Source organism: Fontibacillus panacisegetis, assembly GCF_900102215.1.
GTDB lineage: Bacteria > Bacillota > Bacilli > Paenibacillales > Paenibacillaceae > Fontibacillus > Fontibacillus panacisegetis.
This window is the reverse complement of sequence record NZ_FNBG01000029.1, coordinates 30,452-47,347: the sequence shown is the minus strand read 5'-3', so window position 1 is coordinate 47,347 and position 16,896 is coordinate 30,452. Positions and strand designations below refer to the sequence as shown.

Genomic DNA, 16,896 nt, shown 5'->3' with positions numbered 1-16,896 from the left:
CCGTTCAATTCTGCGTTGTTTCATCCTTCAAAGTTATCGATGGCAGGATGACTTTATATATCGTGTATTCATTCTCCCTGCTTTCAATTTGAACCCCGTACTGTTGACCATATTCCAGTTTAATTCGATCATTAATATTTTTTATTCCTATACCGTTAAACCTTTTTTTATCATCCGACAGTAAATCTTTAATTTTATGAGAGGGTATTCCAACACCGTTATCCTTGATCGTAAATATGAGCTCATTATTGTGGATTTCAGCTTTAATCCAAATGGTCCCTCTTCCTTCCTTCGGCTCAATTCCGTGAAAAATAGCATTTTCAATAATAGGCTGCAAAATGAATTTGATGCATTGGCAATCCAAACATTCTTCCTCTACTTCATAGATAATTTCAAACTTATCTTTGTATCTTAGCATTTGAATAAAAACATAATCCTTCAGATTATTTAGCTCGTCCTTCACTAAAATATATGGATCCATCTTGCTCGTTGTATTCTTTAGTAGTCTTCCGAGCGATTCAACTACTGCTTTAATATTGTCTTCTTTCTTTATAATGGCCATCCATCGGATCGTATTTAGCGTATTATATAGAAAATGAGGATTGATCTGTGATTGAAGGGCTTTGTATTCGGCATCTCTTTTCATTTTTTGTTCTTCTATAATGGTATCGAAAAGCATATTAATTCGATCCAGCATGTAGTTGAAATTATGACTCATTATACCGATTTCATCTTCTCTGGTATAAGTTGACCTGGAGTCCAATTTTCCGTTCTTCACATTTTTCATTATTTTTGTAAGTCCCTTTATAGGCTTAACAATAGCCGATGATACAAAAAACAATATAAAAGTAAAAATAATTAACGAAATCAAAAAAACGTATAATGTAGCATTAATAATTTGCTTGTTATCCTTGATTAATTCGCTATATGGAATTTTTTCTACAACCCACCAGCCATATTGATTCAAATATTGATAAGCAACTAGATAGCGCTTACCGTTTTCGGTCGAGATGAAGCTTCCGTTTTCAGCATCCAGTTTACTCAAATCTTTAAAAGATTGATGTACCTGACTGGTATCAGGATGCACAACAACACTACCGTTATTATCCAAGATAATAATTTGATTATTTGAATTTGTATTCACTTTTTTAAGCGAATTAGAAAACACATCATTAGAGACCGCAAAATAAGCAACACCTATCATTTTTTTGAAGTCGCTGTCTTTGATTACTCGAGAAAACGAAACCACTGTTTTGGATAATCCGGTAGTTGTTTTAAGATTCTGAACCCCAATCCAGTTAATTTTACCATCTAAACTTATAGTCTGATTGAACCATGCAGATTGTTTCATGCTTTCTGGTTCGAACTTGAAAGAATCGCTCCCATATAAATATAAATTCCCATTCCTCCCTAACATTGCAATGCTTGATACATATGGAGAGATTTGTACATAAGAAAAATAATTATCTACACTTTGATTCATTTTATTAAAACCGGAGTATAATTCGGCAGTATTGCCATAATAATTAGACAAATAATCATATTCTCTTGAATTTGAAAAAAAATAATCACTCATTTGTTCCAACTGAAACAAGTCTTTCTCTATACTATTTCCAATATACATAGCAGTCTCAATGTAGGAAGAGCTTACTTTATTTTTAAGCACCTTTACTGAAATATAGTAAGAACTCAGACTAATAACAAGAGTCGGTACAACCAAAGCAAATAAAAAAGCGACAAATATTCTGCTCTGAATGCTTTTTTTCATGTTAAATAAATTCTCAATTTTCAAGATATCCTCCACCTTAAAATCTATTCGCAAAGTCAGATTATTCACGAAGAATACGAAAGGGCTTGCTCTCAAAACATATGTATATTTTATCAAAGTAAATACCTAGGAAAAAGTGATTTAAGATATTTCAATTGTTTAATTATTGGCCTGCAAGCAGGACATATATGAATCTGGCGCGGTTCGAGATAAACAAGTCAATCTTCTTCCGCTTCACGAGCTTAATGGCTAAAACCACTAGAAAAAAAGCACTACCCATATTCGGCAGTGCTTTCTACTTGATTGGCTGCTTCCTGTTCTCCCGGAACTCTTCGGTTCAAGTACCATCAGCGCTGGAGGGCTAAACGGTCGTGTTCGGGATGGGTACGTGTAAAGCCCTCCGTCATCACATCATGAGGCTATCGCGGAATGCACCTAACCTTTTACACCAGTTGAAGCAATGCCTTCCACAAAATATTTTTGGAGGAAACTAAATAATACCACAGTAGGTATGACTGCCAAGGTGGCGCCAGCCATTTGCAAAGCGTAGTTCGCCCCGCCCAGTCCCTGGAAAGTTGTCAGTCCGACAGTTAAAGTCTGGCTTTTAATAGTGTTAATAAAAACATACGGGTTGGCATAATCATTCCATGACCAAATGAACGTAAACAGGACCATAGTTACCAGAGGAGGCTTGATAAGCGGCATTATAATTTTGGAATATATTCTGAAATGTCCGCACCCGTCAAGAACTGCTGCTTCAGATAATTCTTTGGGAATACCCATCATAAATTGTCTTAGCATAAAGATAAAATAAACATCAAATGCTGCCGGCAATACAAGTGCCCAATACGAATCGGTCAGACCGATATTTTTGTAAAACAGGAACCTTGATACTATCGTAGTATCCGGCGTAATCATCATGGTTGAAATAAATACCATGAATAATACATTTTTTAACCTGAATTCAATTTTTGCAAAGGCATAAGCTGCCATCGTTACAAATATTCCTCTTAGGACAATCGTCAAAACGACAACTCGAAGGCTATTAAAGTACCAACCAAAGTAATATTCATCTTTAAAAATGCTTGAATAGTTTTCCCAAGTGATTGTTTCAGGAATAATTGTGGTGAATGGACTTTCGAAGACCATGGCCTGGGTTTTGAATGATGACGAAATCATAATGATAAAAGGTACAATCATCAGGATTCCAACGAGAAGCATAATCACGGAAAAAAGCAGCTTTTTATAGTTCATGGAGGAACTTTTTAAAGTCAATTTTGTGCCCATTTTTTTTGCCACTTCCATTGTATTAGAGTGATAATAAGAATAACTAGAAACAGTAACATCGCTTGTGCTGAAGCAAAACTGTATCTATTAAAGGTGAAGGCTTCTTCATAGATGTTTAACGATATTACCCTTGAGGACGTGCCAGGACCTCCATTTGTAAGCAACTTGACGATAGCATAGTTTTGAAACGACCCTATCAAAGTTGTAATGACCAAGAAAAAAGTGATTGGCGATATTGAAGGAACTGTAATGCTTATGAATTTTCTCCATGTTCCGGCCCCATCGATAGAGGCTGACTCATAAAGGTCCTTTGACACCCCTTGCAAGGCTGCCAGAAAGACAATAGTTTGGAAAGCCAGGTTGATCCAGACATTGACAATAATGACCGAGATCAAGGAAGTATTCACTCCGCCAAACCAAAGTGGAGGGTTAGATACACCCATGAGCTCTAACAACTGGTTGATAGGCCCATTGAGCGGATCAAATATTAATGACCATACCATCGCCACTGCAGTAACATTCGATACATACGGCATGAAGATCAACGTTCGAGTTGCTGTCCTAAAGTAAAAGCTCTTGTTAATCAAGATCGCCAGCAATAAGGACAAAATAAGCATCACGGGCACGTATATTATTGAGAAGTACAAACTTTGCAGATAGCCGTTCATAGCTTGTTCGTCGGAAAATACATTTATATAATTTTTCAAACCGACAAAATCCATATTCAAAGGTCCGACCTTATTATAATCCACAAAACTAAGAACAACTGTGAATAGAATAGGTATCAGAATAAAAATGAAAAACCCAATAAAGATCGGTGCTAAAAAAAGTATGGCGGATAATTCCTCAGACGATGGTTTTTTTATTTTACTCATTACGAAAACCTCACTATTTGTACCAACAAGATGAGAAGTTGATCAATTTCTCACCTTGTTGGTGCTTATTTCCTCTAAAATATGGTGCTGATTGTTTTATTCTTCTTCTGATTGTATGGCCTCATCGGATTTTTTCTTGATCGCTTGAATGGCATCATCCAGCGATTTTTGCCCGACCATGTAAAGTTCGCCTTCCTGGAGAACCGTTTGGCTGATTACAGAAGATCCCGGCCCGGAAATCTTTTCATCTGCAACGCCCAAGCCGCTATCAAATATGACTTTGTTCAGTTCGTCAACGGTGACACTTCCATTGGAGGAATCCACAATTCCTTGAAGTAATGCTGTCTTATCAGCATCGCTTACATTTTCCATCGGTGGAATCGCCTTGTTTTTCTTGTATATGTTTTGCGACATGTAGTTGATAAATTTAAACGCAGCCTCTTTATGCTTGGATTTGCTGTTTACTCCGAACGCCGCTCCGGCCACTAATGTCCGGTCTCCATCGCCAGAATCCGGTACAGGTACTTGCGTAATACCCCATTTCCAGTTAATCGGATACGTCTCCATATCGGTTATTATTCCCATGTACCAGCTTCCGATCAGATGCATGCCATAATTTCCAGTCATAAAGGCATCCCATGCAACCCTCTGCGTTTTAAATTCGAGCCAGCTCGGTTGAATTTTGTGAACATTGCCCAAATCCGCAAAGAATTGCAATGCTTCCTTATAAGCCGGGTCGTCGTAATTTGACATTCCGTCTTCCTTATAAGTTGGCACATCCTTTTGTCTTGCTGTAAAATATAGATAATTATCGTAGTCCAGCATAAGGGAACCATAGATTTTTTTATCAGCGTTTGTCAGCTTTTTAGCCGTTTCGATATATTCACTCCACGTCCATTTGCCGGAAGGATATGGTACGTTGGCATCATCAAATATTTTTTTATTGTAAAAGACATACCATTGACCGATATCCGTTCTCAGATAATAGGAATTTCCGTCATCCTCTTTAGGAAGATATTGACCATAGATTTTCCCCAGATCGACGCTCGCATTGTTAGCCAAATCATTCAATGGAGCAAGATATCCTGCCTCTACATATTTCTTCTGAATGATCGGATTATCAAGTATGACTACATCTGTGGAATCGCCTGACCCCATCAAAATATTCATTTTCTGAACAGCCGCTACTCCATCTCCAGGCAACACATTCATTTCAACCTGGTCACCACCAAGCGCATTGTATTCTGAGATCGTGTCCAGATACACATTATTTTTGGATTTTGCCGAATCCAAAAATATTTTAATTGTGACCGGCTCTTCCTTCGTCTCGTCGGAACTTGACGCATTGCTTGAACTTGGCGAATTGGCCGGGGAATTTGACGATGAATTATTACCGCACGCTGCGACAAGACCTGTCATCATGATTCCAACCAGCATCAATGAAAGTATTCTCGTGAGCCTCTTCATTTTTGCCCTCCAAATGATGAATTTTATTTACTGAAATTAGTATAGAACATTTTTTTTTTGCTCTTAATGCAATTACTATCGAAATCCTGCACTTTCTTATTCGATATTCACTTATATTGATGATGTTGCTGAATATAGTTCGATCATAAAACGGAAAAGTTCACTTTTTAATGAAAAAGTGAACTTTTTACGGTTATTCATTGAATTTTTAAGAAATCGCTCGGATTTGTTTGAACTTCTACGATGAGATATTCGCTAATGCTGCTGGAAAGCGAGGAAGATTTGGCGAAAGGGGAAGTTGGCTTCGCTTAATGCTAGAATAGATAGTTCGAGCAAAACGCAGTGCAGATAAGCTGAAATCCAACCACTTTTCCGCACTGCGTCTTACAGTAATCACATGACGTTATTGTATTACCCCAAATCCTTTACTTTACCACTGCCCGATTCTTAGCAAATTGAACAATGCCGTTAATGATAAGCACAATCGTCAATCCGCTTAACATACCAGAGGTGAAATCACCAATTTCTAGATCTGTACGTCTAATCACAATAGCTCCCAACGAAAGTAGCATACCTGCAATTAGTGTCCAATGTATCTGTTTCATTCCTTGTTTCATTTTATACTCCTCCTCAATTTCCCTAAATTTTATAAGCCTTCATAGCTTTGCGAAGCTCTTTGAATGTAGGACGTTTACCGTAAAGCAGCACGCCTGTGCGATAAATTTTAGCCGACAACCATCCGAATACGAAAATACCTGCGACAAGAATCAAAAGTGAAATTATAATTTCCCATACCGGTGTATCTCCCAAACCTACTCGAATAATCATAGAGACCGGAGAAACAAACGGAATATATGAGCATACCTTGAGCAACAGTGAATTTGGCGCCCCCATGCTGAAAATACCAATATAGAATGCTACCAGCGAAATCATCGTTATCGGCATAACCGCCTGTCCTAATTCCTCAGTCCGACTGACCAAAGAGCCAACCGCGGCAAACAGTGTCGCATACAAGAAGTAACCAAGAACATAGAAGATCAGGCCAAGGATAAGTACTTCGAGATTAATTTGTGAGAGATTAAGATCAAACTCAGCCAACACACCTTGATTATGCGGCAGTGAAACGTTGATTCCGATCACCGCGATAAACAACAGGATTTGAAATAACCCTACAAGGAACATACCTAGAATTTTTCCGAACATTTGAACTAAAGGAGATACGCTCGTAATCAAAATTTCCATAATTCGCGAGCTTTTCTCTGCCGTCACTTCAGCAGCGATCATATTTCCGGTCATCATACTGGTCATGAAGAACAAAATGATCAGTATATAAACTACACCGTAATTTATAGCTTTTGTTGGCTCATTATCCGACTTCGGATCATTTGCACTTCCGCCATCTACTGAATTTTTCACTTGCTGTGATTCTATGTTTACCGGCGCTGTAAGTGCGGCGATCTGCTCATCACTAAGCGCCCCTTTCGTGATATACTCTGCTTTTACGCTTTGCAGAGCAGCTTGCAGAAATGTGTAGATTCCATTACTTAAGCTCTCATCATTGGAAACGTAGCTTACCGCAGGAAATACTCCGCCTTCACTATTATCAAACCACAGATAACCGTCAATATTCCCCTTATCAATCTCTTGTTTCAGGCCCTGTGCATCACCCTTGTCATATTCAACAAAAGTATAGGAAGCAGCCTTTGCTTTATCCTGATATGATTTCAATGACGCAGCAATTTCCGGTTGATTTTCAAGCACAATTCCTATTTTCGTTCCAGAATCATCATTGCCTGAGAATTTATCAATGAAGTATGGTATATTAAGACCCACAGTTACGAGAAGCAGCAATACTAACGTCGTTATAAGGAACGACTTTGTCTTTACTTTATTCATGAATGTAAAACGAATAACTGCGCCCATTCTATTCATTAGATTCACCTACTTCTTTAATAAAGATTTGATTTAAGGTTGGTTCCTTGATTTCAAAATGTTCCACTTCGCTATCTTCCATCGCTTTACGCAGGATCAACTTAGCCGCTGCTACTTCTGAGATTCTGACCAAATATCCCCGTTCCTTACGTTCTACCGAGTCTACTCCGGATATTGATTCCAGTCCGGTTACTTCACCTGTCGTATGAAGCAAAACTTCCTCTCGCGGATACCGCTTCTTAATCTCCCGAATATTTCCTTGAAGCACGGTCTTGGAACGATCCAGAATGGTAATATTGCGGCACAATTCTTCGACATGCTCCATTCGGTGTGTTGAGAACAAAATACTTGTTCCTTGATCACGAAGCTCTTTTACAGTGGCCTTAAGCAACTCTACATTAACTGGGTCCAGTCCGCTAAATGCTTCATCCATGATGACGATTTTCGGCTTATGCACAACTGCGGCGATAAAACCCATTTTCTGCTGATTCCCTTTGGACAATTCTTCAATTTTTTTATCGTAATACTCCGGCACCTCAAATCGATCGAGCCAGTACCGTAAATTTTTATCCGCTTCAGCCGCAGGCATTCCACGTAATTTAGCCAAATAAATAATTTGATCGCTAACTTTTACTTTCGGATATAAACCGCGCTCTTCAGGCAGGTAACCCAATTCTCGTTGCAGCTCTTTACCATATGGCTTACCGTTATATGTGATTTCTCCACCATCCGGATAGATCAGACCAAGCACCATCCGCATCGTTGTTGTCTTGCCCGCTCCATTTGCACCGAGCAATCCGTATATTTCCCCTTCTTCAACCTGAAAAGATATTTGATCCACTGCTGTTTTTTCACCAAATTGCTTAACAACCTGCTGCAAAACTAAAGGTTTTGACATAATGGCACCCTCTTTTCCTATTTTGATAAAACATCCGGTGTGTGACCTTGAATCCAAATTTCTAAAATTTCATCTAGCTCCAGACTACGGCTCTTCACCATTTGTATACGGTTTTCATGCTGCCACAGTTCCAATGCTTCACTTTCTCGTACAATCAATTTGGTCATCGCTGGTCCATAATCACGTCTCAGGATATCTGCCTCAAGCCCATCCAATCCTTCCAGCTCACCGCGCACCCAAATTTCCTTCCAGTTAGCAAACAAAGCGTCTTTCTCAGCCATCCCTAATACTTGACCAGAGTTGACCAACACAATATAATCCGCCAGACGTTTCACTTCCTCCACAATATGAGAAGACAAAATGACGGTAACATCCTCACCCTCCATGAAGCATCGGAGCTGCTCGATCATATCCTTCCATGCAAAAGGGTCCAGCCCTGATGAAGGTTCATCCAGTAAAAGAATTTTAGGTTTAGCCGCAAATGCAGCTGCTATTTCAAATTTCCGTCTTTCACCTTTGGACAAACGGTTTAACCTTTCATGTCTAGACACTTCAAATCGACTCATCAATTGATCAAATCGTACCTCATCCCAGTTTGGATACCAATGTGATCTGAAGCGTGCCGCCTCATCCGCAGTCATGAAATTCTCTTCATTAATTGGATGCTCTGGAACGTAAGCGATCTGCTGTCTGATTTCTAGCGGAAGAGCAGTCTTTGACGTTTCGCCTAACCAAGTTATACTTCCCTCATCTGGACTAATCGTCTGAAGTATCATATTAATGATAGTGCTTTTACCAGAACCGTTTGGTCCAACCAGGGCAACAATGTGTCCTTGTGGAATTCGGAGATTGATTGGTCCGATCGTTTTTCTCCGTCTTCGCGTAATCTTCACCCCAGTAAGTTCGATTGCTATATCTTGTTCCATTAAGTACTCTGTCATTTGGAATTCCCCTTATTATGAGATTCACCGTATTTCTTCTTTAGAATTTCCAGGAACAGATCCCTAAGATCATCCTCTGGATATTGCACAGATAAACCAGTGTCTACCGTAACCTCTACCGCTTCCAGCACTACATTTCGGCGATATTCATCACGCTCATCTTTTCCAACCCTGGCAACAAAAGTTCCCGTACCTTGTTTCGTTCGAAGCAGACCTTCATTCTCCAAATCCTGATATACACGCCGGACTGTAATGACGCTGCAATTCAAATTACCTGCAAATTCACGTATTGAAGGAAGAAGCGTCCCTTCCTCTACCTGCCCGCTAACGATCAGTGACCTAAGCTGCGTCTCTATTTGGTGATATAATGGCTCAGTACTGTTTTCATTAATTTGAATGGGAATCCACACCTTTTACATTCACCTCCAACATACCCCTTCCGTGCTCTATCATTTAACAAAACTGCGCTGAGCAAGTCTGTATTTCGTCTTCTTCCCAAACGTTCCAATCATAATAAATCCTAAAATCAGGCTGCCCCACATCAACGGAGATGCAAATCCATATCGCTGTGAGCACTCTATCGAATACATCACAGCGTTACCATCAAATACTGTAATGATTAAAGCCAGGATTATCGTACATACCATGATAAGCAATGTCATCATCATATACACTCGACCATTACTCAATAATTCAAAGTGAATGTAAATGGTATTAATCATCATTGCGAACCCAATCCATGTAAGAACGAATACTAGATAATTCGAAAAATTCATATCGTCCAGCCCAAACGGTAAAACGTACATTGCACCGTACAAAACAATCCCGTTAACTATGATCGCAGTTCCCATCTGAACATATCTGCTCATCACAACTATTTCAGTCGGAATCGGAAGGCTACGATAATACATTAGCATCTGAGAGTGTGAATCTTCTTTCAGATAACTTAATGATCTTCTTGTAAAATAAAATCCAATCATCGGACTCAGCATCATCATCAACATATCTACCATTGGGTTCAGTATAAACTGCGCCTCTATTCGAGAATGAATCATACTACCCAGCATAATGCCTGTATAAATCATGAATAATACTGTAAATATGAGATACAACCAGTCTCTCCGTATATCCCTAAAAAAAATGAACCACGCATCCTGCCAGCTTTTCAAGGCCATCCAACCCTTCCTCTGATTAACATTCACTGTGCTTACTGTTTATATCTTTATACACAGTATATACTGTGCTCGTAATGTCGTCAACCCTGTTTATGGAAATTGCCGTTTTAATGCCTGCTGAGAACAAAAAAAAGCTCTAGCATTGGATGCTTAAGCTCTTTCATGAATACGGGTGGCTCGACTCATTCACCCGTTCGATGCCCTATCCACCATTTCTACGTCACTTTTGACGTTCTTCCACCTGACAGCCTGGATCGGAGCCACTCAGCAGATCTTTGTATATAGGAAAGCTCATCTGCAGCATCAAAATGCTCAATGGCCACGATGTCGTTATATCCATCCGCGATCAGACGGTGTAGGATTTCATCAATGGAGATACACCCATAACCTACTGGAGACGGGAACAGTTCTTAATGAACTACTCACACCAGCCTGAATAAGCCCCTCCCATGTCTTAACGCCTTATCCCAGATATAGTTAATCATATAAATTAATTTAAGCGTCTTCAACATCATTTTCATAGTAAAAAAAGAACCCGACTCTCGTCAGGCCCCTAAAATTACTTCCCACACCGGCTTTGTATGTCCGCCAGGATACAATAGGTACAGCAGTACATATACAGCAACACCAGTTATCGCTGTAATGAACCAAATGACCGCGGTAACACGCCCCCACTTACGATGCTTAGCATACTTTTCTTTAAAACCGAGGACAAGCGTCGTGATTCCAAATACAGCTGCTACAGTCGCAAGAACAATATGAAAAATCAGAAACACCTGATAGTATACTTTCAAATCATCAGGACCGCCCCAGGAAGTATTCCCTATGAATACTGTTCTGGACATGTATACGATGAAAAAAATGAGCGCAGCAACGGCAGCCGCAATCATCGTTTTTTTATGGGCATTTCTTTTACCCTTGATGATCTGCCACCATCCAATTGCTACAAGCACAGCACTAATGACAATAAATGATGTGCTTATGGTGGGAAACACTGTAAAAACATCCAAATTCATACGTATCCTCCTATAGTTGTTCACAACTCAGTATTACAGTACAGAAGCTACCAACAGAATCTCATACATAGACTATAACGATTTTGAGCTCTACAGTTCAAGGAATTCTGCAATAATCCATCATTTATTCACAATTGTGATTAATCGCACAGGAGCCATCGATTGCATTCTCTTGTTAATCTAAGCCAATTCCTCTTCAGCATCCTCCCGATTCTCCTGTCTATACCATTGAAGGAACACATAAGCAAGCATAGTTGCAAATATAATCTCCTGGAAAAATTTCATCAAGATCCCGCCTACCTGCTGATCAATTTTCGGCTCCAAATAACCAAAAAACTCCGGACCGCCAAACCGCTCCAGCAGATTGGATGAATCACCGGGGATACAATATCCCATCGCTTTAGCCCAAATCATCGGATCACTGTATGTCGCGTATAATGGCTCACCTGCAAAAATGATTAACCCGCATGCCGGAGTCAGCAGCACCATATTTAGAAAAATAAACCCCATTTTTTTGAGACCTTGGGCCTCTCCCTGCTTCGGCAAAGGATCTACCAAGGACCACCACATCATAGCTGAAGTGATGAACAAGACAATATAGTACAGCCTGTGAACCCCAAAATGCAGCATGACATAATCATGAATAGCCGGGATATGATAGAACGAGAAAAGACCATTAAAAATTACAGCCGCTACAACTGGATGGAGCATAAATTTAAGATGTCGAAGCGGACTGCGTTTCAGCCAAGAAACAAGTCCTCTCCATATCCATAACGGTACTCCAAGCATCAGAAGCGGAGGAGCTACCAAATAAGATAATGCCATACTGACCATATGAAAACTGAACATCATATGACCTAGCAATTCTATCGGCCCAGCCTGTGCCAAATAAAGAAATAACAAACCCGCAACAAAAAGGCATCTTCGTCCTGTCGGTACCGTCTCTCCTTGGCCATACTTGTCCCCGATGGGGCCGATCAATATGAAATATCCCGCGATTAAGAGCAGCGTCACCGCTAGAGCGACAGGACTCCACACTTGCGCAAATTTAAAATATTCTAGCCCAAGCACGCTTTACCTTCCTTCCACCAGCTTTCATAGCCGACTTTTTGAACTACATCTCAAATAATGCAAAAGAGGGGGCTTGATGTAAGCCCACCTCTTTCAACTTTACCACCACATCCAATATAACGCCGCAACTACAGCAGTAGCCGCTACAAAAAATCCACCAGCCATAAATATGATCGGGATCATGTGGCCTTTGTCTTTCAGATGCATCCAGTAGCCTAACTGCACCAGCACTTGAAGCACTGCCATTACGAGCAGGATCAGAACTGTAAATGCGGTATTCACACCACCCGCTGCTACAGCGGCAAAAGCGATCAAGGTCAAGGCAATCGAAAATATAAAAGCTACTACGTGCTTCTGTGGTCCTTCATGACGGTGACGATGTTTAACAGCAGCGCCCCCATTGGAATCGTGATTTGTCATCCTCTAACCAACCACCTTTCCGAGCAGGTATACAACAGTGAAAATGAACACCCACACTACATCGATAAAGTGCCAATACATAGCAGATACATATACTTTTGGAGCCGTAACCACAGTCAATCCCTTTTTCGACAATTGACCTATGAGAATGGATATCCACAGAATACCGAACAATACGTGCGCTCCGTGGAAGCCTACCAACGTGTAGAACGCAGAGCTGAAAGCGCTAGTTGTCATTCCATAATCTTCATGAACGATATACTCGTAAAACTCGTAAATTTCTAGAATGAGGAACGCAAGACCAAGCAGTACAGTTACAGCAAGCCAACCTTGCAGATTTTTTTTGTTACCGCGATGCATTGCTTGAATCGCAAATACACTCGTCAAACTACTGACTAACAAAATAAAGGTAGCTGCAGCTGTCATCGGCAGGCTGAACAACTCACTCGCAGATGGGCCGTCAGCAATCTGATTACGCAGTGTCAGGAAGGTTGCAAACAACGTACCGAACAATACCGCTTCACCGCCGAGGAAAAGCCAGAAGGCTAGCACCTTATTGCGTCCTTCAAGCGTCGCTTTTTCCGGTTCATGAGGAAGATCGCCTGAAGCGTGCTGTACATGAGGATTCGTCATGCTTTTACCCCCTTATTGTTCAGTTCTTCCGGTTCGATATGCCAGCCATGATCGTCAAAGAGCGAACGAAGCAGCATCGAGCCTAAAGTAATCGCAAGACCAATACCTGTAACGATGTAATTACTGAAAATGAAGTTCAAGAAGCTGTTTCCGAAATCATCACTCGTAAACATGAATCCAAGACCGGCAATGAACAGACCTACAGACATCAAGAACGGAAGGATCGTTGGTGAAGGCATATGAATCGGACCAACAGGTTCCGCTGGAGTCATTTCAGTATGTCCTGCTACCTTCTCTTTCCATAAAGCATCAATTCCACGTACAAGCGGAGTTTGTTTGAAGTTATATTCCGGTGGCGGCGATGGGATGCTCCATTCCAGAGTACGTCCGTCTCCCCAAGGATCATCCGGAAGCCCAACTGGCTTCTTGAATGAAATAGCGATGTTAACAAGGAAAATAATAACACCTACACCCATCAAGAACGCACCGACTGTACTAACCAAGTTCATTAAGTCAAAACCTTGATTCGGTAAATAAGTAAATACACGGCGCTGCATACCGATCAGACCAAGGAAATGCTGTACAAAGAAGGTTAGATGGAAGCCGATAATAAACGTCCAGAATTCCCATTTACCAAGCTTTTCATTCAGCATACGTCCGAACATTTTTGGCCACCAGTAATGCAAGCCAGCGAAAAGTCCAAGTACGAGACCACCCACAATAACATAGTGGAAGTGAGCTACGACAAAATAAGTATCATGATATTGGTAGTCAGCAGGAGCAGAAGCCAGCATTACTCCGGTAACCCCGCCCATTACGAAGGTCGGAATAAAACCCGAAGCGAATAAATTCGCAGTATTGAATGTAATTTGACCGCCCCACATGGTAAACAGCCAGTTGAAAATTTTAATACCGGTCGGAACCGCAATCAACATCGTTGCAATGGAGAACAGCGCATTAGCTACTGGACCCATTCCTGTTGTGAACATGTGATGCGCCCAAACCATGAAGCCAAGGAATGCGATAAGGATCGTCGCAAATACCATGGAGCTGTATCCGAACAGACGTTTACGTGAAAATGTACTTACTACTTCTGAAATAACCCCGAACGCAGGCAAAATCAAAATGTATACTTCAGGATGTCCAAAAATCCAGAAAATGTGCTGCCAGAGTACAGGGTTACCGCCAGCCTCTACGTTAAAGAAGTTAGCGCCAAGTATCCGGTCAAAAGTAAGCAATACAAGCCCAACGGTAATCGCAGGGAATGCAAACAAAATCATCGCCGAAGTAACAAAAGTCGTCCATGTAAACATCGGCATCCGCATGTAGGACATTCCAGGTGCACGCATCGTAATGATCGTTGCGAGGAAGTTGATCCCCCCGATCAGAGTACCGAGACCAGCAATCTGCAGACCAATCGTGTAAAAGTCAACGCCATGAGTCAAGCTGTAGGTTGTCGATGACAAGGGAGTGTAAGATGTCCAGCCCGCATCAGGAGCTCCCCCCATAATCCAGCTAAGGTTCAGCAACAAACCACCGAACAGGAAGGTCCAGAACCCAAGCGCGTTCAAGAAGGGAAATGCAACGTCACGCGCTCCTATTTGCAGCGGAATAACCGCATTCATTAGCGCGAAAATGACAGGCATTACACCAAGAAAAATCATTGTTGTACCATGCATCGTAATCAATTCGTTAAATTGCTGCGCTGTTACGAAGTCGTTCATCGGCTTAGCTAGCTGTACGCGGATAAGAAGCGCTTCAATACCGCCTATTCCGAAGAACAAACCTCCCGCCAATAAATACAGGATTGCGATTTTTTTGTGATCAACTGTAGTAAGCCAGTCCATCAAACCCTTGTGCCGCTTGACACTGTGAGCGTGAGCCAAGGTTTGTACCCCCTTTAAATTCCTATACATTAATGCAAATGCCGTCAGAGGCACCAAAGATCAATAAGTTAGTTTGTAATCAGCCAGGTAATCTGCAATCGCTTCGATTTCCGTATCTGTTAGACCAAGATCTTCTTTTGGAGCAGGCATTTTGTTGCCTGGCTTAACTCCTTGAGGATCTTTGAGCCAGTCAACGAGATTATCTCTAATTGGCTTGCCGTCTTCCGGTCTGCCTTCACCCTCAGCATTAAGGAGGATACCTGCGATAGCCTCTCTGCTTCCGATCCCTGTAAGGTTCGGTCCAACCGGAAGTCCTTGATCACCAACAGCATGACAGGACAGACATTGTGTCTTGAACACTTCAGCTACAGCCGGTTCTTCTGGAAGGACTGCCGGAGCCTTCATCGCTGCAACCCAATTGTCAAACGATTCCTGATTAACTGCTTTCACTTTAAATTCCATAAATGCATGGGATGGTCCACACAACTCAGCACATTTACCCAGATAAACACCTTCTTTGGACGCTTCAAACCAGGCGTTGTTTATTGTCCCATCGGTATTCGTGTCGGTTTTCCCCGCCAAGGAAGGAACCCAGAAGGAGTGAAGCACATCGGCAGTCTTAAGCTCAAGAGCGATTTTCTTTCCTGTAGGAATAATTAAATCCTGAGCAGTCGTTACTCCATAATCCGGGTAGCTGAATTCCCACCAGAACAAATGCGAAGTAACTTTCACCTTTACCGCATTTTTATCAGAGGAATAGTTTTCTCCGAAAGCAAATACTTTCTGAACTGTGAATACGCCTAAAATAATGACGAGTACAAGCGGGATAGCCGTCCAGATGACTTCCAGCTTAAAGTTACCTTCGACTTGCTTCGGAATTTCATTTTGTCCGGGTTTACGGCGGAATTTGACCCACACATAAGCCGCGATCCCAAACACAATCAGCATTACGGCAACCATGATCGTTATTGCCAGTTTAATCAAGCCCAATTGTCCTTCTGCTACCGGTCCTTGTGGTCTGAGCACCGATAAATCCTCACGACCGCAAGCGGACAGCAAGAGCGAAAGCCCGACGAACAAAGGTAAGAGCCGCTTTACAGCCTTCCACGGTTTCATCATTCATCTACCCCACTTTTACGTTTTCTTCCCGATTATGTACAGGCATTTCTACACACCCTGCCAAAAACCTACCTGCTTTATCACGGAAACTTCACCCTGTCAATTAACACAATCACCTATTAAATATATGATTGAACCCCCATTTTGTCAATGATCACAACCAAGTTCACAAATTGTTCAAAAATCCGAAAACCCGCGTCGTTAAAGGCTTTGTTAGCGTTTGCAGCTATTATTAATACTCTCGTACACCTTTTTATATTTCCATAATAATTCCAAATTATCGGTATATTCATCCTTAATTCATTTTTGACATTTCTTTTAACTTTGTTTGATATTTTTATGAAAATAGCTTGGTACATGGTCTCAATTTACTTTTTTAGGTAAAATTCCGAATTACAAAGTTTAACA

The 16,896-nt window shown here is 41.1% G+C and carries 16 protein-coding genes; all 16 read right to left on the bottom strand.

Features of this window, described 5'->3' with window-relative positions:
- Window positions 1–4: 4 nt before the first annotated feature.
- Window positions 5–1,792 (bottom strand): sensor histidine kinase, encoded by a 1,788-nt coding sequence (locus BLS49_RS19750; RefSeq protein ID WP_091234928.1) that lies wholly within the window; start codon window positions 1,790–1,792, stop codon window positions 5–7.
- A gap of 411 nt (window positions 1,793–2,203) precedes the next feature.
- Entirely contained in the window at window positions 2,204–3,055 is an 852-nt protein-coding gene (locus BLS49_RS19745) for a carbohydrate ABC transporter permease (RefSeq protein ID WP_175471478.1), read from the bottom strand.
- Complete coding sequence (locus BLS49_RS19740) at window positions 3,040–3,930, bottom strand: carbohydrate ABC transporter permease (protein ID WP_091234922.1); 891 nt, start codon at window positions 3,928–3,930, stop codon at window positions 3,040–3,042. Before BLS49_RS19740 ends, BLS49_RS19745 begins: the two co-directional genes overlap by 16 nt.
- A 96-nt stretch (window positions 3,931–4,026) precedes the next feature.
- Complete coding sequence (locus BLS49_RS19735; RefSeq protein WP_091234919.1) at window positions 4,027–5,397, bottom strand: ABC transporter substrate-binding protein; 1,371 nt, start codon at window positions 5,395–5,397, stop codon at window positions 4,027–4,029.
- A gap of 425 nt (window positions 5,398–5,822) precedes the next feature.
- The gene (locus BLS49_RS19730; RefSeq protein WP_091234916.1) at window positions 5,823–6,014 is read right to left on the bottom strand and encodes a hypothetical protein; all 192 of its coding nucleotides are present in this window, start codon (window positions 6,012–6,014) and stop codon (window positions 5,823–5,825) included.
- A gap of 22 nt (window positions 6,015–6,036) precedes the next feature.
- Complete coding sequence (locus BLS49_RS19725; protein WP_091234913.1) at window positions 6,037–7,329, bottom strand: ABC transporter permease; 1,293 nt, start codon at window positions 7,327–7,329, stop codon at window positions 6,037–6,039.
- Entirely contained in the window at window positions 7,322–8,227 is a 906-nt protein-coding gene (locus BLS49_RS19720) for an ABC transporter ATP-binding protein (protein WP_091234910.1), read from the bottom strand. Before BLS49_RS19720 ends, BLS49_RS19725 begins: the two co-directional genes overlap by 8 nt.
- Window positions 8,228–8,244: 17 nt before the next feature.
- Complete coding sequence (locus BLS49_RS19715) at window positions 8,245–9,168, bottom strand: ABC transporter ATP-binding protein (RefSeq protein WP_245742581.1); 924 nt, start codon at window positions 9,166–9,168, stop codon at window positions 8,245–8,247.
- Window positions 9,165–9,578, bottom strand: coding sequence for a GntR family transcriptional regulator (locus BLS49_RS19710; RefSeq protein ID WP_091234907.1), 414 nt, complete (start codon window positions 9,576–9,578; stop codon window positions 9,165–9,167). Before BLS49_RS19710 ends, BLS49_RS19715 begins: the two co-directional genes overlap by 4 nt.
- Before the next feature lie 39 nt (window positions 9,579–9,617).
- Window positions 9,618–10,343, bottom strand: a complete 726-nt coding sequence (locus tag BLS49_RS19705) for a hypothetical protein (RefSeq protein WP_091234904.1) — start codon at window positions 10,341–10,343, stop codon at window positions 9,618–9,620.
- Between the two features lie 545 nt (window positions 10,344–10,888).
- A complete protein-coding gene (locus BLS49_RS19700) occupies window positions 10,889–11,353 on the bottom strand; it encodes a DUF420 domain-containing protein (protein WP_091234950.1) in 465 nt (154 codons plus the stop codon).
- A gap of 186 nt (window positions 11,354–11,539) precedes the next feature.
- Window positions 11,540–12,430 (bottom strand): cytochrome c oxidase assembly factor CtaG, encoded by an 891-nt coding sequence (ctaG, locus tag BLS49_RS19695; protein ID WP_091234901.1) that lies wholly within the window; start codon window positions 12,428–12,430, stop codon window positions 11,540–11,542.
- Between the two features lie 99 nt (window positions 12,431–12,529).
- Window positions 12,530–12,850, bottom strand: a complete 321-nt coding sequence (locus tag BLS49_RS19690) for a cytochrome C oxidase subunit IV family protein (protein WP_091234899.1) — start codon at window positions 12,848–12,850, stop codon at window positions 12,530–12,532.
- 3 nt (window positions 12,851–12,853) lie between these two features.
- Window positions 12,854–13,483, bottom strand: a complete 630-nt coding sequence (locus tag BLS49_RS19685; RefSeq protein WP_091234897.1) for a cytochrome (ubi)quinol oxidase subunit III — start codon at window positions 13,481–13,483, stop codon at window positions 12,854–12,856.
- Entirely contained in the window at window positions 13,480–15,330 is a 1,851-nt protein-coding gene (ctaD, locus tag BLS49_RS19680; RefSeq protein ID WP_175471480.1) for a cytochrome c oxidase subunit I, read from the bottom strand. Before ctaD ends, BLS49_RS19685 begins: the two co-directional genes overlap by 4 nt.
- A gap of 99 nt (window positions 15,331–15,429) precedes the next feature.
- Window positions 15,430–16,488, bottom strand: a complete 1,059-nt coding sequence (coxB, locus tag BLS49_RS19675) for a cytochrome c oxidase subunit II (protein WP_091234893.1) — start codon at window positions 16,486–16,488, stop codon at window positions 15,430–15,432.
- Window positions 16,489–16,896: the final 408 nt, after the last annotated feature.